This window comes from Hydrogenophaga sp. GW456-12-10-14-TSB4 (assembly GCF_059424305.1).
Genome location: NZ_JBWKZH010000081.1, coordinates 1 through 23,277, shown reverse-complemented (window position 1 = coordinate 23,277; position 23,277 = coordinate 1). Strand labels below are relative to the sequence as shown.

Sequence of the window (23,277 nt, the reverse complement as noted above, 5' to 3'; positions counted from 1 at the left end):
GGTTGGGGGTGGGTGAGAATCGGGCACTATAGTCCAAACCGCTATGCTTGCGCCCCATGAAACACCTCTCTGAATTCACCCTGGCCGACGTGCAGGAGCTGGCCCGGCGCGATGTGGCGCTGGCGCTGGCCGAAGACGTGGGCGCGGGTGACCTGACCGCCGCCCTGGTGGACGCGCAGCGCCCCACGCGGGCCCGCATCCTGGCGCGCGAGGCGGCCGTGATCTGCGGCACGCCCTGGGTGGAGGCCGCCGTGCAGGCGCTCGACCCCCAGGCCACGCTGACCTGGCACGTGGGCGAAGGCCAGCGCTGCGCCGCCGACCAGACCGTGCTCTCGATCGAAGGCCGCGCGCAGCCGCTGCTCACGGCCGAGCGCACCGCGCTCAACTTCCTGCAACTGCTCTCGGCCGTGGCCACCAAGACCGCGGTTTTCGTGGACACCGTGGCCGGCACGCGGGCGCAGATCGTGGACACGCGCAAGACCCTGCCCGGCCTGCGCCTGGCGCAGAAGTACGCGGTGAAGACCGGCGGCGGCGTGAACCACCGCATCGGCCTGTACGACGCGGTGCTGATCAAGGAAAACCACATCGCCGCCGCCGGCGGCGTGGCCCAGGTGCTGCAACGCGTGCGCGAGACCGCGCCCGAGGCGCGTTTCGTCGAGATCGAGGTCGAGACCCTGGCCCAGCTCGAGGAAGCCCTGGCCTGCGGTGCCACCATGGTGCTGCTCGACAACATGGACGCTCCCACGCTCAACGCGGCGGTAAGGCTCAACGCCGGCCGCGCGATTCTTGAAATCTCCGGGGGCGTGAACCTGGACACCGTGCGGGCCCTTGCAGAAACCGGGGTCGACCGCATCTCCATCGGCGCCCTGACCAAGGACGTGAAGGCCACCGACTTTTCCATGCGCTTCCAGGCACTCTGAGGCGCCCCAGGCTTACCGACACCGACATGAATACCCCAGACTCCAGCGCCGTCATCGACGTCGAATACGAACAGCCGGCCTGCCCCACGCAGCACGCCTGGGCGCGCGTGCCGGTCGAACCGGGCCCGAAGCAGCGCGCCGCGCTCAAGGAGCGCATCCGCCAGTTGCTGAAGGAGCGCAACGCGGTCATGGTGTCGCACTACTACGTGCACCCTGACCTGCAGGACCTGGCCGTGGAGACTGGCGGCATCGTGAGCGATTCGCTGGAAATGGCGCGCTTCGGCCGCGACCACGCGGCGACCACGCTGGTGGTCTCGGGGGTGCGCTTCATGGGCGAGACCGCCAAGATCCTGAGCCCGGAAAAAACCGTGCTCATGCCCGACCTGGACGCCAACTGCTCGCTCGACCTGGGCTGCCCGATCGACGAGTTCAACGCCTTCTGCGACGCCCACCCCGATCGCACCGTGGTGGTGTACGCCAACACCAGCGCGGCCGTGAAGGCGCGCTCGGACTGGCTGGTCACCTCCAGCTGCGCGCTCGACATCGTGCACGCGCTCAAGGAGAAGGGCCACAAGATCCTGTGGGCGCCCGACAAACACCTGGGGGCCTACATCCAGCGCGAGACCGGGGCCGACATGGTGATGTGGACCGGCTCGTGCATCGTGCACGACGAGTTCAAGGCCTTCGAGCTCGAAGCGCTCAAGAAGGAGCACCCCCGGGCCAAGGTGCTGGTGCACCCGGAAAGCCCGGCCGACGTGATCGCGCTGGCCGATGCCGTGGGCTCGACCTCGGCCATCCTGAAGGCCGCGCGCACGCTGGACGCGCCGGAGTTCATCGTCGCCACCGACAACGGCATGATGCACATGCTGCGCCAGCAGAACCCGGGCAAGGTGTTCATCGAGGCACCCACCGCCGGCAACAGCGCCACCTGCAAGAGCTGCGCGCACTGCCCCTGGATGGCGATGAACGGCCTGGCGGGCGTGGCGCAGATCCTGGAAAAAGGCCTCAACGAGATCCACGTCGACCCGGCGCTGATTCCGCTGGCGCGCCGGCCGATCGACCGCATGCTGGCCTTCACCGCCGCGCAACGCAACGGCCAGAACCCGGGCGCCCTCGTTCCGAACATCGGCGCCGCGTGAGGGCCGGGCACGCCGGGCGCGTGCAGGCCCGGGTTGCTTTCGAGGCGAGTGGCCTGGCGCGGCAGGGCCCGCTGCAGCTCGACTTCGGTGCGCCGAGCGCCGTGTTGCAGGCCGACAGCTTGTCCGACGTTCAGCGGTTGATCGAATCCGCCGAAGCCGCGGCGAAGGGCGGGGCGTGGGTGGTGGGCTGGTTGTCCTACGAAGCCGCCGGCGCGTTCGACCCCGCCTTGCCCACGCATGCGCCCGACGGACCGTTGGCCTGGTTCGGTGTGCACGAGGCGCCTCTGGCCGCCGGCGATGCGGCGACCGGCCTGGACGACACCGCCGTGCGCGCCACCTGGGCGGATGCGCCCTGCGCGCGCGGGGACTTCGACACCGTCCTCGCCGAACTGAAGCAGGCCATCGAGGCCGGCGAGACCTACCAGGTCAATCACACCGGGCGTTGGCGCGGTGAGTTGACGCAGGGTGGTGCGCTGGCGCTGTTCAACGCGCTGCGGCGCGAGCAGCCGGCCGCTTACGCGGCCTTCATCGACAGCGGCGGGCAGCAGGTGCTCAGCGTGTCGCCCGAGCTGTTCTTCGACTGGGACGGCGACACGCTGCTCACGCGCCCGATGAAGGGCACCGCGCCGCGGGGCCTCGATGAGCGCGACGACGCGGCGCAGGCCGCACAGCTCGCCGCGAGTCCCAAAGAGCGCGCCGAAAACGTGATGGTGGTCGATCTGCTGCGCAACGACGTTTCGCGCGTGGCGGTGCCGGGCTCGGTGCAGGTGCCGGCCCTGTTCGACGTGCAGGCCCTGCCCACCGTGTGGCAGATGACCTCCGACGTGCGCGCGCGCACCCGCCCGGGCACGCAGCTGATGGACGTGCTGCGGGCCTTGTTTCCCTGCGGCTCCGTCACCGGTGCGCCCAAGCGCCAGGCGATGCGGCGCATTGCACGGCACGAGCCAGATCCGCGCGGCGTGTACTGCGGTGCCGTGGGCGTGTTGCGCCCTGGCGGCGGTGCCACCTTCAACGTCGGCATCCGCACTGTGGTCGTGCGCGGCAGCGCCTTGAGTCTCGGGGTGGGCAGCGGCATCACGGCGGGTTCCAGCGCGCGGGCCGAATGGCGCGAATGGCACCACAAGGCGGCTTTCGCCGCGCGCGCGGCCGAACCGTTCGATCTGCTGGAGACCCTGCTGCTCGACCACGGCCGGTGGCGCCACGAAGCGCACCACCGCGAGCGCATGGCGCAGGCCGCGCGAAGCTTCGGGTTCGCCTGCCCGGTGCCGGCCTGGAACGAGGCCTTGCCGGCGCTGGCCGCAGCGCACCCCGCGGGGCTGTGGCGCGTGCGCGTGCTGGGCGGGCGGGATGGCCGCGTGCAAGCCACCGCGCACGCCATGGCGCCCACGCCCGGGCCGGTGCGCCTGGTGCTGGCCGAGCGGCCGTTTCTGGCGGCGCATTCGACCTTCGTGCGCCACAAGACCACCCGCCGTGCGGCCTACGAGGCGGCCGAGCGGGCGTTGCCCGGTGTGTTCGACACGCTGCTGTGGAACGACGACGGCGAGCTGACCGAATGCACGCGCGGCAATGTGGCCTTGCGCTTCGACGACGGGGCCTGGGTGACGCCCGCCCTGAGCTGCGGCCTGCTGCCCGGCATCGGTCGGCGGGTGGCGCTCGACGAAGGCCGCCTGTGTGAAGCGGTGGTGCCGGTGGCCGCCTTGGCGCAGGTGCGCGAAATCGCGTTCCTCAACAGCCTGCGCGGCTGGTTGCCGGCGGTGCTCGACACCGCGGCCTGAGGTCGGGGGCTCAGCGCCCCGGCGGCACCAGAATCGTCGGTTTCGCCTCGGGCAGCAACCCGGGGTAGTCGCGGCTGAAGTGCAGGCCCCGGCTCTCGTGGCGCAGCAGGGCCGATTGCACGATCAGGTCGGCCACCTGCACCAGGTTGCGCAGCTCCAGCAGGTCGCGCGTGACGTGGAACTGCGAATAGAACTCCTGGATTTCGCGCTGCAGCAGCTCGATGCGGTGCGCCGCGCGCTCCAGCCGCTTGTTGGTCCGCACGATGCCCACGTAGTCCCACATGAAGCGGCGCAGCTCGTCCCAGTTGTGCGAGATCACCACCTGCTCGTCGGCATCGGTCACGCGGCTCTCGTCCCACAGGGGCGCGGCCGGCGCGGCAGGGGCCGGCGGCGCGCTGCGGATCGCGTTGACCGCACCCTGGGCAAACACCATGCACTCCACCAGCGAGTTGCTGGCCAGGCGGTTGGCGCCGTGCAGGCCGGTGCAGGTGGTCTCGCCCACCGCGTACAGGCCGGCGATGTCCGTGTGGCCGGCCAGGTCGGTCACCACGCCGCCGCAGGTGTAGTGCGCGGCCGGCACGACCGGGATCGGCTCGCGCGTGATGTCGATGCCCAGCTCGGCGCAGCGCGCGAGGATGTTGGGGAAGTGCTCGCGCAGGAACTCGGGTGGCTGGTGCGAGATGTCCAGGTGCACGCAGTCCAGCCCGTGCTTTTTCATCTCGAAGTCGATCGCGCGCGCCACCACGTCGCGCGGCGCCAGTTCGGCGCGCGGGTCGTGGTCGGGCATGAATCGGTGGCTGCCCAGGTGGGGCGGCAGTTTCAGGTGGCCGCCTTCGCCGCGCACCGCCTCGGTGATGAGGAAACTCTTGGCGTGCGGGTGGTACAGGCAGGTCGGGTGGAACTGGATGAATTCCATGTTGCCCACCTGGCAGCCGGCGCGCCAGGCCGCGGCGATGCCGTCGCCGGTCGCGGTGTCGGGGTTGGTGGTGTACAGATAGACCTTGCCCGCGCCGCCCGTGGCCAGCACCGTATAGGTGGCGCTGAAGGTCAGGACCTCGTCGCGCTCGGTGTCGAGCACATAGGCGCCGAAGCAGCGCGGCTGGCCGTCGGCGCCCGGGTGCTTGCGGTCGGTGATGAGGTCGACCAGCATGTGGTGCTCGAACAGCCGGATCTCGGGCGTGGCGCGCACACGCTCGATGAGCGTGGCCTGCACGGCCGCGCCGGTGGCGTCGGCCGCGTGCACGATGCGGCGGTGGCTGTGACCGCCCTCGCGGGTCAGGTGCAGCTCACCGTCTTCCAGCGAGAACGGCACGCCGAGTTCCTGCAGCCAGGCGATGGCCGCGGGGGCGTTTTCCACCGTGAACTGCGTGGCTTCCAGGTCGCACAGACCGGCGCCCGCCACCAGGGTGTCTTCCACGTGCGAGGCCACGCTGTCGCCTTCGGCCAGCACGGCGGCGATGCCGCCCTGCGCCCAGTTGCTGGAGCCGTCGCTGAGCGCGCGCTTGGTGATCACCGCCACACGGTGGGTCTTGGCCAGGTGCAGCGCGGCGGTGAGACCGGCCAGGCCGCTGCCGATGATGAGGACGTCGAAGCGGTGTGGGTCGGTCATGCAGGGGTGTAGGCGAGACGGACGTAGATGGGGGCGAAGGCCTCGGCCTGGGTCAGCTCGATCAGCGTTTCCTTGGCGAGTTCGAGCATGGCGATGAAGGTGACGACCAGCACCGGCGAGCCCAGCGAAGGGTCGAACAGCTCGCCGAATTCCACGAACTTGCGGCCCTGCAGGTGGCGCAGCACGATGCTCATGTGCTCGCGCACCGAGAGTTCCTCGCGGCTGATCTTGTGGTGTTGCACGAGCTTGGCGCGCTTGAGGATGTCGCGCCAGGCGCTTTGCAGGTCGATCGCGTTCACGTCGGGGAAGCGCGGCACCAGGGCCTGTTCCACATAGACCTGGGCGCGCAGGAAGTCGCGGCCGTACTGCGGGCTGTCGGCCAGGCGGTGGGCGGCCAGCTTCATCTGCTCGTATTCCAGCAGGCGGCGCACCAGCTCTGCGCGTGGGTCTTCCGGCTCCTCGCCTTCGGCCGTCTTCTTGGGCGGCAGCAGCATGCGCGACTTGATCTCGATCAGCATGGCCGCCATCAGCAGGTACTCGGCCGCCAGCTCCAGGTTGCTGGCCCGGATCTCATCGACGTAGGTGAGGTACTGGCGCGTCACCGCCGCCATCGGGATGTCGAGGATGTTGAAGTTCTGCTTGCGGATCAGGTAGAGCAGCAAGTCCAGCGGGCCCTCGAAGGCCTCCAGGAAGATCTGCAGCGCGTCCGGCGGGATGTACAGGTCGCGCGGCATGGCGAACAGCGGTTCGCCGTAGAGCCGCGCCAGCGCCACGTGGTCCACCACCGACGGCAGGACCTCGTCCAGGCCCTGCGGGGCCTCGTTGAGCGTGTGCGGATCGCTCATGCCGGGGGCCGATCAGGCGTGGTCGGAACCGGTCTGGTAGACGTAGGGCTGCTGGGGCACGCGGGCGGCCTCGGCTTCGGCCTGGAGTTCGCGGTCGATCTGCTTGTCCCAGAGCAGGGCACGCCCCTGGCGCTGCGACTGCTCCAGCCCCGGCTTGCCGGCCCTGAGCTGTTCGATGAACTGCGTCGTGTCGGATTGGTAGTCGGGGCGGCGGAAGAAGGACATGGCGTTCTCGGTGGGTGCGCGGAGGGGAAAACGGCGATTTTACCGGGCCGCCCCGGGACTCACTGGAACGTGTTCAGCCGCCCGGCAAAGCCGGAGCGTTCGATCAGCGAACGCGGCTGGGCGTGCAGGCCCACCATGCCCAGGTGGCCGCCGCGCTTGTGCACCGCCTTGTGCAGCTGTTCCAGCGCGTCCAGCCCGGTGGTGTCGAGCGAGATCATGTGGCTGGCGTCCAGCATCACGTTGATCGGCGTGGGGGCCTGTTCCACCTCGGCCACGATCGGATCGATCTTGGCCACGGCGCCGAAGAACAGCGAGCCGTAGAGCTTGTAGGTGGCCTGCTGCTCGGTGCGCGCCACCGGTTCGGCGCGAAAGATCTCGCTCTGGCGGCGCACGAACAGCACCACCGCGAGCACCAGGCCGAGTTCGACCGCCACCGTGAGGTCGAAGACGATGGTGACGAAGAAGGTGGACAGCAGCATCAGCCGGTAGTGGTTGCTGAACTGCCGCAGGCGGCCGAACTCGCGCCACTCGCCCATGTTCCAGGCCACGAACAGCAGCACGCCGGCCAGCACCGCCAGCGGGATGTGGTACGCCAGCGGCGCGGCCACCAGCACCACGGCGGCCAGCGTGAGCGCGTGCACCATGCCGGCCACCGGCGAAGCGGCGCCCGAGCGGATGTTGGTCACGGTGCGCGCGATGGTGCCGGTGGCGGGCATGCCGCCGAAGAAGGGCACCACGGCGTTGGCCACGCCTTGCGCCATCAGCTCCTGGTTGGGGTCGTGCTTGGGCGCGTCGCCCAGCTGATCGGCCACGCGCGCGCACAGCAGCGACTCGATGGCGCCCAGCAGCGCGATGGTCAGCGTGGGCGTGACCAGCAGGCGCACGGTCTCCCACGAGAAGTCGGGCAGCTCAAAGGTCGGCGTGCCCTGCGGGATGCCGCCGAAGCGCGTGCCGATGGTCTCCACCGGCAGGCTCAGGGCCCAGGCCAGCAGCGTGAGCGTGACCAGCGCCACCACCGGGCCGGGCAGGCGCGAGGTGGCCTTGAGCGCGCTCACCCGGTCCAGCTTCTCGATCTGGCGGCGGAACTGGAAGTCCACCGCCCACAGGCGCGGCCAGACGAACAGGCCCAGCACGCACAGGCCGCCGAGCGCGAAGGCGAAGGGGTTGAAGCTGTCGATGTGCTGGGCCAGCGCCTTCATCTGGCCGAAGAAGCTGCCCGGCATCCTGGCGATCTCCAGTCCCAGCACGTCGCGCACCTGGGACAGGGCGATCAGCACGGCGATGCCGTTGGTGAAGCCGATCACCACGCTCACCGGGACGTAGCGCACCAGCGTGCCGAGCCGGAACAGGCCCAGCAGGAACAGCAGCACGCCCGCGCTGGCGGTGGCGATCAGCAGGTTGGCCACGCCGTAACGCTCGACGATGCCGTAGACGATGACGATGAAGGCGCCCGCCGGGCCGCCGATCTGCACCGAGGTGCCGCCCAGGGCCGAGATCAGGAAGCCGGCGATGATCGCGGTCCACAGGCCGGCCTCGGGCTTGAGGCCGCTGGCGATCGCGAAGGCCATGGCCAGCGGCAGCGCCACGATGCCCACCGTGGCACCCGCCCCCACGTCGCGCGTGAACTTCTCGCGGTTGTAGCCTTGCAGGTCTTTCAGCAGGCGGGGGCGGAACGGCGCCAGGGGCGGCAGGCCTTGGAACATGGGCCGATGTTACCTTTGGCTACCGTTGGCGCCGCCCGCCAAGCTTGAGCCTGGGGGTCGGGCATTAGACTGGCCTTTTGATCTGGACGAGGACCGACATGCGAACAGCAGCGATGGGCAGGATGTGGCGTGGCGCGCTGGGGCTGCTGGGCGGGCTCGGCCTGGCCGGCCTGCTGGCGGCGTGTGACCCGCAGAACATCAGCGAGCTGGAAGAGGGCGTGTCCACCGAGGCCGACGTGCGCGAGCGCTTCGGCGCCCCCGAGGCGGTGTGGGAGGGCGAGGACGGCGCGCAGATCTACGAGTACAACCGCCAGCCCGCCGGCCACCGGAACTACATGATCACCATCGGCCCCGACGGCAAGATGGCCGCGCTGCGCCAGGTGCTTACCCCGCGCACCTTCGCCCAGGTGCAGCCCGGCATGCCGATGGAAACGGTGCGCCGCATGCTGGGCAAGCCGATGAAGGTCACCACCTACCCGCTCAAGCGCGAGACGCACTACGACTGGCGCTACCTCGAAGGGGCTTCGACCGACACGTCGAAGATCTTCACCGTGGTGTTCGACCCGGACCTGAAGGTGGTGTCGACGATGTCGACGCGCGATCCCGATCTGGACCAGGGCCGCTGAGCGGGCGGTTCAGGCGGCCCGCAGCCGCTGCCAGTCGTCCAGCGCCGGGCGCATCACCAGCAGCAGGAGCATCAGCGCCAGCGGCAGGGTGCTGATGAAGCCCAGGTGCTTGAAACCCAGCGCGCCGGCCAGTCCGCCGAAGAAGAAGCAGGCGATCAGCTGGCTGTGCACGCGCAGCCGGCCACGGTGGGCCCGCACCGGCGCTGCACCCGGTTGCCGGTTCACGTACAGCAGCTTGCCCAACTCGATACCCAGGTCGGTCACCAGGCCGGTGACGTGGGTGGTGCGGATGGTCGCCCGCGAGATCTTGGTGATCACCGCGTTCTGCAGTCCCATGATGAAGCACAGCAGCACCACCGTGAGCGGCAGGAAGACCGGCGTCATGAAACCGATGGCGGCACCGAACAGGCCGAACACCAGCAGCGCGGCGGCTTCGAGCACCAGCGGCAGGCCATAGGCGCTGCGCAGTTCGCGGCGCAGGCCCCAGTTCACCAGCCAGGCGGTGGTCATGGCGCCGAGCAGGAAGGCCAGCACCGAGCCCAGGCCGGCCAGGGCCAGCGTGAGTTCGCCCAGCACCAGGTGGTCGGCCACCGAGGACACGATGCCGGTCATGTGCGAGGTGTACCGGCCCACGGCCAGAAAGCCGCCCGCGTTGGCCGCCCCGGCCACGAACGCCAGCACCGAGCCCAGCTTCAGGTCGGTCTGCGGCGTGCGCTGCAGACTGGTGAAGCCCCGGATCGGTGGGAACACGGGCAGCCGATCGTTCAGCGCACCCGCATGCCCGGCGTGGCGCCCGGCCAGGGGTTGAGCACGTGGATGCCGGGCTGGGCCTTTTCGTCGGCGTGGCTGGCGGCCAGCACCATGCCTTCGCTGACGCCGAACTTCATCTTGCGCGGCGCCAGGTTGGCCACCACCACGGTGAGCTTGCCCACCAGGTCTTCCGGCTTGTAGGCGCTGGCGATGCCGCTGAACACGTTGCGCGTGCGGCCTTCGCCCACGTCGAGCGTGAGGCGCAGCAGCTTGGTCGAGCCTTCCACCGCCTCGCAGTTCACGATCTGGGCGATGCGCAGATCGATCTTCGCGAAATCGTCGATGGAGATGGTCTCGGCGAGCGGCTCGCCACCGGGCACCGGCGCGGCCTGCACCGGGGCGGGCGGGGGCTCGAACAGGGCGTCGAGCTGCTTCACGTCCACGCGCTGCATCAGGTGCTGGTAGGCCTTGATCGCATGGCCCTTGCCGAGCAGGCGCGCGGTGTCGGTGAACTGCAGGGGGGCGGTCTGCAGGAAGTCTTCCACCTGCAGGGCGAGCGCGGGCAGCACCGGCTTGAGGTAGAGCGTGATCAGGCGGAACGCCTCGATGCAGGTGGTGCACACGTCGTGCAGGCGGCCGTCCATGCCGTCCTGCTTGGCGAGTTCCCAGGGCTTGTTCTGGTCCACGTAGGCGTTCACGCGGTCGGCCAGCAGCATGATCTCGCGCAGCGCCTTGCCGTACTCGCGCTCGGCGTAGAGCTCGGCGACGCCGGGCGCAGCGCTCTGCAGGTGGTCAAGCAGCGCGTCGCCGTCGGCCGACACCTCGCCCAGGCGACCGTCGAAGCGCTTGGCGATGAAGCCGGCCGCGCGCGAGGCGATGTTGATGTACTTGCCCACCAGGTCGCTGTTGACGCGCAGCATGAAGTCCTCGGGGTTGAAATCCAGGTCTTCGTTGCGGCTGCTCAGCTTGGCGGCCAGGTAGTAGCGCAGCCACTCGGGGTTCATGCCCAGCTGCAGGTACTTCAGCGGATCCAGGCCGGTGCCCCGGCTCTTGCTCATCTTCTCGCCGTTGTTGATGGTGAGGAAGCCGTGCACGAACACCGCGTTGGGCACCTTGCGGCCGCTGAACTTCAGCATCGCCGGCCAGAACAGGGTGTGGAAGGTGATGATGTCCTTGCCGATGAAGTGGTACTGCTCGGTGGTCGGGTCGGCCATGAAGGCGTCGAAGTCGCGGCCGGTCTTGTCGAACAGGTTCTTCAGCGAGGCCAGGTAACCCACCGGCGCGTCCAGCCAGACGTAGAAGTACTTGCCCGGCGCGTCCGGGATCTCGATGCCGAAGTAGGGCGCGTCGCGGCTGATGTCCCAGTCGCCCATCTTGGGCTTGCCGTCCTCCCCGGGTTCGATCCACTCGCTGATCTTGTTGAGCACCTCGGGCTGCACCGCGCCGCTCTGGGTCCACTGGTCCAGGAAGGCCAGGCAGCGCGGGTCGGAGAGCTTGAAGAAGAAGTGCTCCGACTGCTTCAGCACCGGCTTGGCACCCGACAGGGCGGAGTAGGGGTTGATCAGGTCGGTCGGGCTGTAGACCTTGCTGCAGACCTCGCAGTTGTCGCCGTACTGGTCCTTGGCGTGGCAGTTCGGGCACTCGCCCTTGATGAAGCGGTCGGGCAGGAACATGTTCTTCTCGGGGTCGAAGAACTGTTCGATGGTGCGCGTCTCGATCAGGCCGTTGGCCTTGAGCGCGCGGTACACGTCCTGGGCCAGCGCGTGGTTTTCCGGGCCGTCGGTGCTGTGCCAGTTGTCGAAGCCGATGTGGAACCCGTCCAGGTAGGGCTTGCGGCCGGCGGCGATGTCGGCCACGAACTGCTGCGGGGTTTTGCCGGCCTTGTCGGCGGCGATCATGATGGGCGCGCCGTGCGCGTCGTCGGCGCAGACGAAATTCACCTCGTGGCCCTGCATGCGCTGGAAACGCACCCAGATATCGGCCTGGATGTACTCCATGATGTGGCCGATGTGGAAATGGCCGTTGGCATAGGGCAGGGCGGTGGTGACGAACAGGCGTCGCTGGCTCATGGGAAAGGCTTTCTGTCGGGGAACCGGTCATTTTACGGGCCGATGCCCTCATGGCGCCTGTGTGTATCCGCTTGACCCGGGCGTGACGTTAGACTTCCCCACGCTTTCGCTCCCCCACGACACCGATATCCCCACCCTCTCAGGAGACCGTTTTCCATGGCCGTTGATTCCCAGGCACTGCTGACCGCGCTGCAAGCCGTTACCGATCCGAACACCGGCAAGGATTTCGTCTCCACCAAGGCGCTGAAAAACCTGCAGGTGGCCGAGGGCGACGTCTCGTTCGAGGTGGAAATGGGCTACCCGGCCCGCAGCCAGCAGCCCGCGCTGCGCCGCGCGCTGATCGCCGCGGCCAAGTCGGTGCCCGGTGTGGACAACGTGTCGATCAACATGAGCACCAAGATCACCGCGCACGCTGTGCAGCGCGGCGTGCAGCTCCTGCCCAGCGTGAAGAACATCATCGCCGTGGCCTCGGGCAAGGGCGGCGTGGGCAAGAGCACCACTGCCGTCAACCTCGCGCTGGCGCTGGCCGCCGAGGGCGCGAAGGTCGGCATCCTGGACGCCGACATCTACGGCCCCAGCCAGCCCATGATGATGGGCGTGGAAGGCCGGCCCGAGAGCTCGGACGGCAAGACCATGGACCCGCTGGAAAACTACGGCGTGCAGGTGATCTCCATCGGCTTCCTGATCGACCGCGACGAAGCCATGATCTGGCGCGGCCCCATGGCCACGCAGGCGCTGGAGCAGCTGCTGCGCCAGACCAACTGGACCGACCTCGACTACCTCATCGTCGACATGCCGCCGGGCACCGGCGACATCCAGCTCACGCTGAGCCAGCGCGTGCCGCTCACCGGCGCGGTGATCGTGACCACGCCGCAGGACATCGCGCTGCTCGACGCGCGCAAGGGCATCAAGATGTTCGAGAAGGTGGGCGTGCCCATCCTGGGCATCGTGGAGAACATGGCGGTGCACGTGTGCGAGAAGTGCGGCCACGTGGAGCACATCTTCGGCGCCGACGGCGGCAAGAAGATGGCGGCCGAGTACGGCATGGACTACCTGGGCGCGTTGCCGCTGAACATGAGCATCCGCGTGCAGGCCGACAGCGGCATGCCCACCGTGGTGGCCGACCCCGAGGGCGAGATCGCCAACCTCTACAAGGGTGTGGCGCGGCAGGTGGCGATCAAGATCGCCGCCAAGTCCAAGGACTTCTCCAGCAAGTTCCCTTCGATCAAGATTTCAAAGGACACCTGAGGCCTTCTCGCCGCAACAAAAGCCGGCGCCAGCCGGCTTTTTTCATGGAGCCTGGGTGGCTCAGCCGGCCTCCCGCTCCCGCAGCCGGAACCGCTGGATCTTGCCCGTCGCGGTCTTCGGCAGTTCCGGCAGGAACTCGATGAAGCGCGGGTACTTGTAGGGTGCGAGCTTTTCCTTCACGAAGGCCTGCAGCTCGGCTTCGGTGGCCTGCGCGCCGGCCTTGAGCACCACGAAGGCCTTGGTCTTGGTCAGGCCGTCGGCGTCGGTCTTGCCGATCACGGCGGCTTCGAGCACCGCCGGGTGCTGCACCAGCGTGGCTTCCACCTCGAACGGGCTCACATAGATGCCGCTGACCTTGAGCATGTCGTCGTTGCGGCCCGCGTAGGTGCAGTAGCCGTCCGCGTCGCGGGTGTACTTGTCGCCGGCCTTGGTCCAGCCGCCCTGGAAGGTGTCGCGGCTCTTGCCGCGGTTGTTCCAGTACATCAGCGCGGCGCTCGGGCCCTTGATGTAGAGGTCGCCGATTTCGCCGTCGGCCACAGGCCGGCCGTCCTCGCCGCGCAGTTCGATCTCGTAGCCCGGCACCGGCTTGCCGGTGGTGCCGTAGCGCACGTCGCCGGGGCGGTTGGAGAGGAAGACGTGCAGCATCTCGGTGGAGCCGATGCCATCGATGATCTCGACGCCGAAGTGGTTCGTCCAGCGCTGGCCGATGTCCTGCGGCAGGGCCTCGCCGGCGGAAGAGCACAGGCGCAGGGCCACCTCGCTCTTTGGGGGGAGGTCGGCGGCGGCGAGCATGCCGCCGTAACCGGTGGGCGCGCCGTAGAACACGGTGGGCTGCTGGTCCTTGAAGCGCTTGAAGCAGGCCTGCGGCGTCGGGCGCTCGGCCATCAGCACCACGCTGGCGCCCACGGTGAGCGGGAAGCTCAGCGCGTTGCCCAGGCCGTAGGCGAAGAACAGCTTGGCGGCGGAGAACACCACGTCGTTCTCGCGCAGCGCGAGCACGCCCTTGCCGTACAGCTCGGCGGTCCAGTACAGGTTAGCCTGGGTGTGCACCGTGCCCTTGGGGGCGCCGGTGGAGCCGGAGGAATACAGCCAGAACGCGGGCTCTTCACCGTGCGTGTCGGCGGCCTGCGCCGCCGGTGCGTGGCTGCCCACCAGGGTGGCGAAGTGGTGCACGCCGTCGGGCAGGGCGCCGGTGGCGCGCGAGGCGATGACGTGTTTCACCTCGTGGCCGCCCTGGGCGTTGAGGTTGTCGAGCGCGGTCTGCAGCGTGGGCAGCAGCGCGGCCGACACCAGCGCGGCCTGGGCGCGGCTGTTGGCCATCATGTACGCGTAGTCCTGCGCGGTCAGCAAGGTGTTCACCGCCACCGGCACCACACCCGCGTGCAGCGCGCCGAGGAAGGCCACCACCCAGTCGCTGCTGTCGTGCATGAGCAGCAGCACGCGCTCTTCGCGGCGCAGGCCCAGCGCGCTGAGCGCGGCGGAGAAGCGCCGCACCTGGTCGGCGAGCTCGCCGTAGCTCAGCCGACCCTGGTCGTCGATCAGGGCGGTCTTGGCCGCGCGGCCGCTGTTGAGTTCCAGCAGGTGGCGCGCGAAGTTGAAGCGCTCGGAGGGCGGCGCGACGGTGGTGTCCATGGGGTTGTCTCCTCTGCGGTTCGCGGGGTTCGGACTCAGTATTTCAAGGCTACCGCCGAGGCGGCCAGCGCGTCCAGCGCGGCGCTGCTGGCTTGCACCGCGCTGCGGCGGTGGTAGAAGCCCAGCGCGCGCAGGCCGCCGAGTTCTTCGCCGCCGCCGGCGCGGCCAGGACCGCCGTGCAGCGACATGGGCATCACGTTGCCATGGCCGGTCTGGCTGGCCGCCACGTCGGGCGAGATGGCGTGCACCCGGCCGTGGGCCGAGCCGAGTTCGAGCGCGGCGCTGGCGGTGAAGGCCGGGTCGGCGCTGTAGACCGAGCAGACCAGCGAACCCTCGCCGCGGCGGATGAGTTCGTAGGCCTGTTCGATGCCGTCGTAGGCCATCAGCGTGGCCACCGGGCCGAACACCTCGACCTCGTGCAGCACCTTGGCCTTCGCGGGTTCGCGCGAGCCCAGCAGCGTGGGCGCCACACACGCCGCCACCGCCGCGTCGGCGTCCACCAGAGCGGCGCCGCTGCCGTCGAACAACACCTCGGCTTCGCTGCGCAGCCTGGCGATGCCTTCGAGCACGCTGGCTTTCTGCTCCTGGCTCACCAGCGAGCCCATGCGCACGCTCTCGTTGCGCGGGTTGCCCACGCTGGTCTTGGTGAGCTTGGCGCCGATGGCCTGGGCGGCGGCATCGAACAGCGCGCGCGGCACGAACACGCGGCGGATCGCGGTGCACTTCTGGCCGCTCTTGACCGTCATCTCGCGCACCACCTCGCTCACCAGCAGGTTGAAGGCGTCGCTGTCGGCCGTGGCAGCCGGGTCGAGCAGGGCGCTGTTGAGGCTGTCGGCCTCGATGTTGCAACGCACCGAGCGCTCGGCCACGGCCGGGTGGCTGCGGATGATGCGCGCGGTGTCGGCCGAGCCGGTGAACGAGACCACGTCGAAGGGTTGCAGCTGGTCCATCAGGCCGGCGGAGGAGCCGCAGACCACCGATAGGGCGCCCACCGGCAGGATGTTCGCGTCGATCACGTCCTTGACCATGCGCTGCGTCAACCATGCGGTGGCGGTGGCGGGTTTGATGATCACCGGCACGCCCGAGAGCAGGGCGGGCGCGGCCTTTTCCCACAGGCCCCAGCTCGGGAAGTTGAAGGCATTGATGAACAGCGCCACGCCGTGCGTGGGCTGCAGCACGTGCTGAGTCTGGAACACCGGGTCCTTGCCCATGCGGATGCGCTCGCCGTCGAGCAGCGCGCGCGCGCTGCCCAGGGCTTCGCCCTGCTTGGCGTAGTAGCCCAGCGTGAAGATGCCACCGTCGATGTCCACCGCCGAGTCCTTGGTGGTGGTGCCCGAGTTGGCGGTGGCGATCTCGTAGTAGGCGTCGCGGTTGGCCTGCAGCACCTTGACGATGGCCGCCAGAAGGCCGGCGCGCTCGCCGTAGCTCAGGGCGCGCAGGGCCCGGCCGCCCTGTTCGCGGGCGAAGCGGAAACCGGCGGCGAGGTCCAGCCCGGCGCTGCTCACACGCGCCAGTTCGGTGCCGAGCACCGGGTCGAACAGGGGCGTGCCCGCGCCGGTGCCGGTCTGCCATTGGCCGCCGAGGAAGTTGGGGAGCAGGGAAGAGGTGGTCATGGGCTTGTCTCGGTGTGGGTGACGGACCCCGGGCACTGGCCGCGGGGGGAGAATGGCGCTATAAATGCACTATCTTGCGTTTTGCGGATTGTGCATTAAAGTGCATGTTTTGCCGAATGGCAAGCCCTCAAAGGGTTTTTCCCGCCCAACCGATCCACAGAAAGGTCAGCCCACCATGGACATCGACGCGACCGGCGTGATGGCCGCCAGCGAGGCCAAGCAGCCCGGTGCCGAAGAAGAGCGCCACCCCTTTCTGGTGGCGCTGGGCGAGCGCGTGCGCACCCTGCGCTCGCGGCGCGGGATGACGCGCAAGGCGGTGGCCGTCGCGGCCGATGTGTCCGAGCGACACCTGGCCAACCTCGAGTACGGCACCGGCAATGCCTCCATCCTGGTGCTGCTGCAGGTGGCGCAGGCGCTGCAATGTTCGCTGGCCGAGCTGCTGGGTGATGTGAGCACAAGCTCACCGGAATGGCTGCTGATCCGCGAGCTGCTGGAAAAGCGCAACGAGGCCGACCTGCGGCGTGCCCGCATCGCCATCGGCAGCCTGCTCGGCGGCGGCGCCGCCAGCGGGGGCGACCCCGGGCGCAAGGCCCGCATCGCCCTGATCGGTCTGCGCGGCGCGGGCAAGTCCACCCTGGGTCAGCGGCTGGCCGACGACCTGGGCTTCACCTTCATCGAGCTCAGCCGCGAGATCGAGAAATTCGCCGGCTGCAGCATCAACGAGATCCACTCCCTTTACGGCACGCCGGCCTACCGCCGCTATGAGCGGCGCGCACTGGAAGAGGCGATCCAGATCTACCCCGAGGTGGTGATCGCCACCCCTGGGGGTCTGGTGTCCGACGCGGCCAACTTCAACCTGCTGCTGTCTCACTGCACCACGGTCTGGCTGCAGGCCGACCCGGCGGACCACATGGGCCGCGTGGCGGCCCAGGGCGACCTGCGGCCCATGGCCGCGAGCCGCGAGGCGATGGAGGATCTCAAGCGCATCCTGGCCGGGCGTTCGGCCTTCTATTCCAAGGCCGACATGGCCTTCGACACCAGCGCCTACAACCTGGAAGACGCTTTTCATGCGCTGCGGGCCCAGGTGCGCGAGGCGGTCGGGCTTGACGAAAAACATGCATGAAAGTGCATTGACGTTTCTGACTTTGTGAATTATTATTCACATCACCAGGTTCGGACCGGCGTTTGAGTGCAGGTCATCGGGCCTGATCCCGCCGCAGTCCCCTGCGGACCGCCATCGACCTCAGACACCTGCCCGGAGACACCCCCATGAGCGCCACCGCCACGCCCCCCGCCGTCGACTACCGCACCGACCCCAGCCAGTACCGCCACTGGAAGCTGTCCTTTGACGGCGATGTGGCCACCCTGGCCGTCGACATCAACGAAGACGCCGGCATCCGCCCCGGCTACAAGCTCAAGCTCAACAGCTACGACCTGGGTGTGGACATCGAGCTGCACGACGCGCTCAACCGCGTGCGCTTCGAGCACCCCGAGGTGCGCACCGTGGTCGTCACCAGCGGCAAGGACCGCGTGTTCTGCTCCGGCGCCAACATCTTCATGCTCGGCCTCTCCAGCCACGCCTGGAAGGTGAACTTCTGCAAGTTCACCAACGAAACCCGCAACGGCATCGAAGACTCCTCCCAATACAGCGGCCTGAAGTTCGTCGCCGCGCTCAACGGCGCCTGCGCCGGCGGCGGCTACGAGCTGGCCCTGGCCTGCGACGAGATCGTGCTGGTCGACGACCGCTCCTCCGCCGTGTCGTTGCCCGAAGTGCCGCTGCTCGGCGTGTTGCCCGGCACCGGCGGCCTGACCCGCGTGACCGACAAGCGCCACGTGCGCCACGACCTGGCCGACATCTTCTGCACCACCAGCGAAGGCGTGCGCGGTCAGAAGGCCGTGGACTGGCGCCTGGTCGACTCGATCGCCAAGCCGCAGCAGTTCGCCGCCCATGTGAAAGAGCGCGCCGCCGCGCTGGCCGCCAAGAGCGACCGCCCGGCCGCCGGCAAGGGCGTGGCCCTGACGCGCGTGGCGCGCACCGACAGCGCCGACGGCATCAGCTATCAGTATGTGAACGTGGCGATCGACCGCGCCAAGCGCAACGTCACCCTCACGGTGAAGGCGCCCACCGGCGCGCAGCCGAAGGACATCGCCGGCATCGAGGCCGCGGGCGCCGCCTGGTGGCCGCTGCAGATGGCGCGTGAACTCGACGACGCCATCCTGTGCCTGCGCACCAACGAACTCGACATCGGCACCTGGCTGCTCAAGACCGAAGGCGATGCCGCCGCCGTGCTCGCCAGCGACGCGCTGATGCTCGCGAACAAGGACCACTGGCTGGTGCGCGAGACCCTGGGCCTGATGCGCCGCACCTTCGCCCGCCTGGACGTGTCCTCGCGCAGCTTGTTCGCGCTGATCGAGTCCGGCTCCTGCTTCGCCGGCGCGCTGGCCGAACTGGCCTTCTGCGCCGACCGCGCCTACATGCTGGCCCTGCCCGACGATGCCGATGCCGCGCCCAAGCTGCAACTGGGCGAATTCAACTTCGGCTTCCTGCCCATGGTCAACGAGCAGTCGCGCCTGCAGCGCCGCTTCTATGAAGAAACGGCCCCGATGGAAGCCGCGCGCGGTGCCATCGGCAAGGCGCTGGACGCCGACGCCGCACTGGCCCTGGGCCTGGTGACGGCCGCGCCCGACGACATCGACTGGGCCGACGAAGTGCGCATGGCGCTCGAAGAGCGCGCGGCCATGTCGCCCGACGCGCTCACCGGCCTGGAAGCCAACCTGCGTTTCGCGCAGAAGGAAAACATGGCCACTCGCATCTTCGGCCGCCTCACCGCCTGGCAGAACTGGATCTTCATCCGCCCCAACGCCGTCGGCGAAAAGGGTGCCTTGAAGGTCTATGGCAAGGGCGACAAGGCCGCCTTCGATTTCAACCGCGTCTGATTCATTCCAGCCACCGAACCCGAGGAAGCACGACATGAGCTCGATCAACTACAGCGAGAAGATCCCCAACAACGTCAACCTCAGCGAAGACCGCACGCTGCAGCGCGCGCTCGAAGGCTGGCAGCCCAACTTCATCAACTGGTGGGATGACGTGGGCCCCGAAGGTTCGACCAACCACGAGGTCTACCTGCGCACCGCCGTGAGCGTGGACCCGCAGGGCTGGGCCCAGTTCGGCCACGTGAAGATGCGCGACTACCGCTGGGGCATCTTCCTGAACCCGGGCGATGCCGAGCGCAAGATCCACTTCGGCGACCACCTGGGCGAAAAGGCCTGGCAGGACGTGCCCGGCGAACACCGCGCCAACCTGCGCCGCATCATCGTCACGCAGGGTGACACCGAGCCCGCCTCGGTCGAGCAGCAGCGCCACCTGGGCCTGACCGCGCCGTCCATGTACGACCTGCGCAACCTGTTCCAGATCAACGTGGAAGAAGGCCGCCACCTGTGGGCCATGGTCTACCTGCTGCACAAGCACTTCGGCCGCGACGGCCGTGAAGAAGCCGAGGCACTGCTGCAGCGCACCTCGGGCAGCCAGGACAACCCCCGCATCCTGGGCGCGTTCAACGAGAAGACGCCCGACTGGCTGGCCTTCTTCATGTTCACCTACTTCACCGACCGCGACGGCAAGTTCCAGCTGTCGGCCCTGGCCGAGTCCGCGTTCGACCCGCTGGCCCGCACGACCAAGTTCATGCTGACCGAAGAAGCCCACCACATGTTCGTGGGCGAGAGCGGCGTCTCGCGCGTGCTGACGCGCACCGCGCAGGTGATGAACGAGCTCAAGACCGACGACCCGCAGAAAGTGCGCGCCGCCGGGGCCATCGACCTGGGCACCGTCCAGCGTTACCTGAACTTCCACTACAGCGTCACCATCGACCTGTTCGGCGCCGACCAGTCGAGCAACGCCGCCATCTTCTACAGCTCGGGTCTCAAGGGCCGCTACGAAGAAGGCAAGCGCACCGACGACCACCTGCTCAAGGGCCAGACCTACAAGGTGCTCGAAGTGAAGGACGGCCAGCTCGTCGAGAAGGACGTGCCCATGCTCAACGCGCTCAACGAAGTGCTGCGCGACGACTTCATCGCCGACTCCGTGGCCGGCGTGAACCGCTGGAACAAGGTGCTGGAAAAAGCCGGCATCCCCACGCGCCTGACCGTGCCGCACAAGGCCTTCAACCGCCAGATCGGCGCGCTCGCCGGCATCAAGATGTCGCCCGAAGGCCGCGTGGTGAGCGAGGCCGAATGGGCCGCGAAGAAGAGCGAATGGCTGCCGACGCCGGAAGACTTCGCCTTCGTCGCCTCGCTCATGGGCCGTGTGGTCGATCCCGGCAAGTTCGCCGGCTGGATCGCGCCGCCCGTGATGGGCATCAACCGCCAGCCGGTCGATTTCGAGTACGTAAGGTTTGGTTGAGCCCCCCGCGCCGCGCCTGCGGCGCGTCACCCCCCAGGGGGCAACGCCTGCGGGCCGGGAAACCCGGACCCGCGGCGTTCTTGAATTGATGACCTCTCTCCTACACTGTCTCTAGATCCATCGGAGACTTGCCATGAACGCCATTGCCGAAGCCGCTGTCATCAAGCAGCACCTGATCGACCCCGAGATCTGCATCCGCTGCAACACCTGCGAAGCGATCTGCCCGGTGCAGGCGATCACGCACGACAACCTCAACTACGTGGTCGATGCCTCGAAGTGCAACCTGTGCATGGACTGCATTTCGCCGTGCCCCACGGGCTCGATCGACAACTGGCGCATGATGCCGCGCGTGCGCGCCTACACGACCGCCGAGCAGCTCACCTGGGAATCGCTGCCGGCCGAGCTGCCGCCCGAAGAGCTCGAAAGCCTGGCCGATGCCGAGGCCGACGTGTCCGTGGCCCCGCCGCCTGCTGCCGCGCCCGCGGTGGCGAAAGACCCCAGCGGTGAGGAAGCCTTCAATTCGTCGGCCTTCGGCGCGACGCTGCCGCCCTGGTCGGCCGCCCATGCCTACAGCAACCTCTACGGTCCCAAGGCCGCGCAGAAGACCGTGACCGCCACCGTGGTGGGCAATGTGCGCGTGACCGAGGTCGGCAAGACCGCCGGCAGCGATTACGACACCCACCACATCGTGCTCGACTTCGGCGCCATGCCTTTCCCGGTGCTGGAAGGCCAGAGCATCGGGGTCGTGCCACCGGGCGTGGACGAGATCGGCCGCCGGCACCACGCGCGCCAGTACTCCATCGCCAGCCCGCGCAACGGCGAGCGCCCGGGGTACAACAACCTGTCGCTCACCATCAAGCGCGTGCTCGAAGACCACGACGGCGAACCGGTGCGCGGCGTGGCGAGCAACTACATGTGCGACCTCGCGGTGGGCGACAAGGTGGAAGTGATCGGGCCGTTCGGTACCAGCTTCCTCATGCCGAACCACCCGCGCTCGAACATCGTGATGATCTGCACCGGCACCGGCAGCGCGCCCATGCGCGCCATGACCGAATGGCGTCGGCGCCTGCGCGCCTCGGGCAAGTTCGAGGGCGGCAAGCTCATGCTGTTCTTCGGTGCGCGCACGCAGGAAGAGCTGCCGTACTTCGGCCCGCTGCAAAACCTGCCGAAAGACTTCATCGACATCAACTTTGCGTTCAGCCGCACGCCGGGCCAACCCAAGCGCTACGTGCAGGACGTGATGCGCGAGCGCGCGGCCGACCTGGCCGCGCTGCTGCAGGACGCCAACACCTTCTTCTATGTCTGCGGCTTGAAGAGCATGGAAGAGGGCGTGGTGCTGGCGCTGCGCGATGTGGCACAAGGCGCGGGCCTGAGCTGGGACACCGTGGGCGGCGCGCTCAAGCGCGAAGGCCGCCTGCACCTGGAAACCTACTGACCCCCCCCCGCCGCGCCTGCGGCGCGTCACCCCCCAGGGGGCGACACCTGAGGCCCGGCAAAGCCGGTTCCTCGGTGTCCTGGATTGGCGTGGCTGGCGTGCCAGCGCTCAGGGTTTCCCCGCGCATGCCGCAGTCGGTGGCTGGGTGATCCCGCGCAGACTGCGCTCGCTCGAAGTGGATGGCTTACATTGCGATCTTCATATGAAGATTGAACATACGTTGCCCACCACCCGCAGCCGACCCGCCATCGAGGTCGATGTGGTGATGCGGCGCGAGCCGGTGAGCGGCCCCATGAGCCGCTGGCAGGCCTGGCGCTGGGTGCTGGCCGACGTGATGGTGCGCAGCGATCCCGACGAGACCGGCCCGGCGCCCGCGCACGAAAGCCACGAGCCGCAGGCGGTGGAACCGGTGCAGCCCCAGGGCGCCGACGCACAGGCCACGCACTGGCTGTTTCCCCGCTTTCGCGTCGAGCTGTTCCGCGACGACGCCGAGGGCTACTTCCTGAACCTCAACGCACCGAGCCCCTGTTTCTGGGTGTTCTGGCGCGCCGACGAAGCGCGCCTGCTCGATGGCGAACCCATGGCGGTGCCGCAGATCGTCACGCTCAGCTACCACGACGCCGGCCGCTGGCTCGATGCGCAGGAGCGCGTGGACCAGGTCGCCGCGCCCGACGAGGTGGTGCAATGGCTGCGCGGTTTCGTCGACGCCACCTACCAGCCCGAGCCCAAGCGCCGCAAGCGGCCCGACAGCTTCAAGCCGCTGACCGACCGCTTCGGCCAGCCCGTGCGCATCAGCACCGGCAAGCTGCGCGGCGGCGGGCCGTCGGGAGAATGAGCATGGCCGCCGAAGACGACAGCAACTTCTTCTCGCGCTGGTCGCGCCGCAAGGTGCAGGTGCGCGGCGGTGAGGCGGTGCCGCCCGAGCCGCCGGTGGTGCCGGTGTCCCCGGCCACGCCCGAGGTGGCTGCCGCGCCGGTGCCGGCCGAAGCGCCTGCAGAATCGCCGCCCGCGCTCACGCTGGACGACGTGGCGCGCCTCACGCCCGAATCGGACTACTCCGCCTTCGTGGCCCGCCATGTGCCCGCCGACGTGCGCAACGCGGCGGTCAAGAAGCTGTTCACCGATCCGCACTACAACGTGATGGACGGGCTGGACATCTACATCGACGACTACTCCCTGCCCAGCCCGATCACGGCCACCGAGATGGCCAAGATGGTGGGCGCGCAGTTCCTCAAACTGGTGGACGACCCTGAAGAGGTCAAGCCCGCCGCTGCCCCACAGGCCGACCC

The 23,277-nt window shown here is 68.6% G+C and carries 19 protein-coding genes; 11 read left to right on the top strand and 8 right to left on the bottom strand.

Annotation, left to right across the window (positions count from 1 at the left end):
- Window positions 1–56: 56 nt before the first annotated feature.
- Genes nadC through pabB form a run of 3 tightly spaced genes read left to right on the top strand, consistent with a single transcriptional unit; the run spans window position 57 to window position 3,834 of the window.
- The gene (gene nadC / locus AC07ZS_RS26340) at window positions 57–920 is read left to right on the top strand and encodes a carboxylating nicotinate-nucleotide diphosphorylase (protein WP_494801410.1); all 864 of its coding nucleotides are present in this window, start codon (window positions 57–59) and stop codon (window positions 918–920) included.
- A gap of 26 nt (window positions 921–946) precedes the next feature.
- On the top strand, window positions 947–2,059 hold the full coding sequence (gene nadA, locus AC07ZS_RS26335) for a quinolinate synthase NadA (protein WP_494801409.1): 1,113 nt from the start codon (window positions 947–949) through the stop codon (window positions 2,057–2,059).
- Between the two features lie 20 nt (window positions 2,060–2,079).
- Window positions 2,080–3,834 (top strand): aminodeoxychorismate synthase component I, encoded by a 1,755-nt coding sequence (gene pabB / locus AC07ZS_RS26330; protein WP_494801413.1) that lies wholly within the window; start codon window positions 2,080–2,082, stop codon window positions 3,832–3,834.
- A 10-nt stretch (window positions 3,835–3,844) separates the two neighbouring features.
- On the opposite strand, the gene nadB is transcribed toward pabB, so the two are convergent.
- From nadB to AC07ZS_RS26310, 4 genes are read right to left on the bottom strand one after another with little or no spacing between them, the layout of a single operon-like run.
- Entirely contained in the window at window positions 3,845–5,443 is a 1,599-nt protein-coding gene (gene nadB, locus AC07ZS_RS26325) for an L-aspartate oxidase (RefSeq protein WP_494801408.1), read from the bottom strand.
- A complete protein-coding gene (locus AC07ZS_RS26320) occupies window positions 5,440–6,288 on the bottom strand; it encodes a segregation and condensation protein A (RefSeq protein ID WP_494801407.1) in 849 nt (282 codons plus the stop codon). Before AC07ZS_RS26320 ends, nadB begins: the two co-directional genes overlap by 4 nt.
- Window positions 6,289–6,300: 12 nt before the next feature.
- Entirely contained in the window at window positions 6,301–6,513 is a 213-nt protein-coding gene (locus AC07ZS_RS26315; protein ID WP_494801406.1) for a DUF3460 family protein, read from the bottom strand.
- 59 nt (window positions 6,514–6,572) lie between these two features.
- A complete protein-coding gene (locus AC07ZS_RS26310) occupies window positions 6,573–8,216 on the bottom strand; it encodes a SulP family inorganic anion transporter (RefSeq protein WP_494801405.1) in 1,644 nt (547 codons plus the stop codon).
- 113 nt (window positions 8,217–8,329) lie between these two features.
- Here AC07ZS_RS26310 and bamE point away from each other — a divergent pair, with 113 nt between their 5' ends.
- Window positions 8,330–8,842, top strand: coding sequence for an outer membrane protein assembly factor BamE domain-containing protein (gene bamE / locus AC07ZS_RS26305; RefSeq protein ID WP_494801412.1), 513 nt, complete (start codon window positions 8,330–8,332; stop codon window positions 8,840–8,842).
- Window positions 8,843–8,851: 9 nt separating this feature from the next.
- Here the strand turns inward: bamE and AC07ZS_RS26300 are convergent, their stop codons facing one another.
- Together AC07ZS_RS26300 and metG are read right to left on the bottom strand one after the other, a co-directional pair.
- A complete protein-coding gene (locus AC07ZS_RS26300; protein ID WP_494801404.1) occupies window positions 8,852–9,592 on the bottom strand; it encodes a YoaK family protein in 741 nt (246 codons plus the stop codon).
- Window positions 9,593–9,606: 14 nt separating this feature from the next.
- Complete coding sequence (gene metG / locus AC07ZS_RS26295; protein WP_494801403.1) at window positions 9,607–11,661, bottom strand: methionine--tRNA ligase; 2,055 nt, start codon at window positions 11,659–11,661, stop codon at window positions 9,607–9,609.
- A 156-nt stretch (window positions 11,662–11,817) separates the two neighbouring features.
- Between metG and apbC the strand changes: the two genes are divergently transcribed.
- The gene (apbC, locus tag AC07ZS_RS26290) at window positions 11,818–12,909 is read left to right on the top strand and encodes an iron-sulfur cluster carrier protein ApbC (RefSeq protein ID WP_494801402.1); all 1,092 of its coding nucleotides are present in this window, start codon (window positions 11,818–11,820) and stop codon (window positions 12,907–12,909) included.
- A 60-nt stretch (window positions 12,910–12,969) separates the two neighbouring features.
- On the opposite strand, the gene AC07ZS_RS26285 is transcribed toward apbC, so the two are convergent.
- The gene (locus tag AC07ZS_RS26285) at window positions 12,970–14,541 is read right to left on the bottom strand and encodes a benzoate-CoA ligase family protein (protein WP_494801401.1); all 1,572 of its coding nucleotides are present in this window, start codon (window positions 14,539–14,541) and stop codon (window positions 12,970–12,972) included.
- 35 nt (window positions 14,542–14,576) lie between these two features.
- Window positions 14,577–16,154, bottom strand: a complete 1,578-nt coding sequence (locus AC07ZS_RS26280; RefSeq protein ID WP_494801400.1) for a 3,4-dehydroadipyl-CoA semialdehyde dehydrogenase — start codon at window positions 16,152–16,154, stop codon at window positions 14,577–14,579.
- A gap of 175 nt (window positions 16,155–16,329) precedes the next feature.
- On the opposite strand from AC07ZS_RS26280, the gene AC07ZS_RS26275 reads away from it, so the two are divergent.
- The 6 genes from AC07ZS_RS26275 to AC07ZS_RS26250 all read left to right on the top strand — a co-directional run.
- Window positions 16,330–17,277, top strand: a complete 948-nt coding sequence (locus AC07ZS_RS26275; protein ID WP_494801399.1) for a helix-turn-helix transcriptional regulator — start codon at window positions 16,330–16,332, stop codon at window positions 17,275–17,277.
- A gap of 146 nt (window positions 17,278–17,423) precedes the next feature.
- Window positions 17,424–19,091: a 2,3-epoxybenzoyl-CoA dihydrolase gene (gene boxC / locus AC07ZS_RS26270; protein WP_494801398.1), complete on the top strand. Its 1,668-nt coding sequence runs from the start codon at window positions 17,424–17,426 to the stop codon at window positions 19,089–19,091.
- A 34-nt stretch (window positions 19,092–19,125) separates the two neighbouring features.
- Window positions 19,126–20,553, top strand: a complete 1,428-nt coding sequence (gene boxB, locus AC07ZS_RS26265; protein WP_494801397.1) for a benzoyl-CoA 2,3-epoxidase subunit BoxB — start codon at window positions 19,126–19,128, stop codon at window positions 20,551–20,553.
- Window positions 20,554–20,686: 133 nt separating this feature from the next.
- Entirely contained in the window at window positions 20,687–21,988 is a 1,302-nt protein-coding gene (gene boxA, locus AC07ZS_RS26260) for a benzoyl-CoA 2,3-epoxidase subunit BoxA (protein ID WP_494801396.1), read from the top strand.
- A gap of 208 nt (window positions 21,989–22,196) precedes the next feature.
- Window positions 22,197–22,823 carry a DUF3305 domain-containing protein gene (locus AC07ZS_RS26255; RefSeq protein ID WP_494801411.1) on the top strand — a complete coding sequence of 209 codons (627 nt, stop codon included), beginning with the start codon at window positions 22,197–22,199 and terminating at the stop codon, window positions 22,821–22,823.
- A gap of 2 nt (window positions 22,824–22,825) precedes the next feature.
- A partial coding sequence (locus tag AC07ZS_RS26250) for a DUF3306 domain-containing protein (RefSeq protein WP_494801395.1) occupies window positions 22,826–23,277 on the top strand: 452 nt, incomplete at its 3' end.

Excerpts from the sequence above, each read along its gene's own strand:
- nadC (WP_494801410.1), top strand. The coding sequence starts at position 57 with ATGAAACACCTCTCTGAATTCACCCTGGCCGACGTGCAGGAGCTGGCC.
- nadA (WP_494801409.1), top strand. The coding sequence starts at position 947 with ATGAATACCCCAGACTCCAGCGCCGTCATCGACGTCGAATACGAACAG.
- nadB (WP_494801408.1), bottom strand. The coding sequence starts at position 5,443 with ATGACCGACCCACACCGCTTCGACGTCCTCATCATCGGCAGCGGCCTG.
- AC07ZS_RS26320 (WP_494801407.1), bottom strand. The coding sequence starts at position 6,288 with ATGAGCGATCCGCACACGCTCAACGAGGCCCCGCAGGGCCTGGACGAG.
- AC07ZS_RS26315 (WP_494801406.1), bottom strand. The coding sequence starts at position 6,513 with ATGTCCTTCTTCCGCCGCCCCGACTACCAATCCGACACGACGCAGTTC.
- AC07ZS_RS26310 (WP_494801405.1), bottom strand. The coding sequence starts at position 8,216 with ATGTTCCAAGGCCTGCCGCCCCTGGCGCCGTTCCGCCCCCGCCTGCTG.
- bamE (WP_494801412.1), top strand. The coding sequence starts at position 8,330 with ATGGGCAGGATGTGGCGTGGCGCGCTGGGGCTGCTGGGCGGGCTCGGC.
- metG (WP_494801403.1), bottom strand. The coding sequence starts at position 11,661 with ATGAGCCAGCGACGCCTGTTCGTCACCACCGCCCTGCCCTATGCCAAC.
- apbC (WP_494801402.1), top strand. The coding sequence starts at position 11,818 with ATGGCCGTTGATTCCCAGGCACTGCTGACCGCGCTGCAAGCCGTTACC.
- AC07ZS_RS26285 (WP_494801401.1), bottom strand. The coding sequence starts at position 14,541 with ATGGACACCACCGTCGCGCCGCCCTCCGAGCGCTTCAACTTCGCGCGC.
- AC07ZS_RS26280 (WP_494801400.1), bottom strand. The coding sequence starts at position 16,154 with ATGACCACCTCTTCCCTGCTCCCCAACTTCCTCGGCGGCCAATGGCAG.
- AC07ZS_RS26275 (WP_494801399.1), top strand. The coding sequence starts at position 16,330 with ATGGACATCGACGCGACCGGCGTGATGGCCGCCAGCGAGGCCAAGCAG.
- boxC (WP_494801398.1), top strand. The coding sequence starts at position 17,424 with ATGAGCGCCACCGCCACGCCCCCCGCCGTCGACTACCGCACCGACCCC.
- boxB (WP_494801397.1), top strand. The coding sequence starts at position 19,126 with ATGAGCTCGATCAACTACAGCGAGAAGATCCCCAACAACGTCAACCTC.
- boxA (WP_494801396.1), top strand. The coding sequence starts at position 20,687 with ATGAACGCCATTGCCGAAGCCGCTGTCATCAAGCAGCACCTGATCGAC.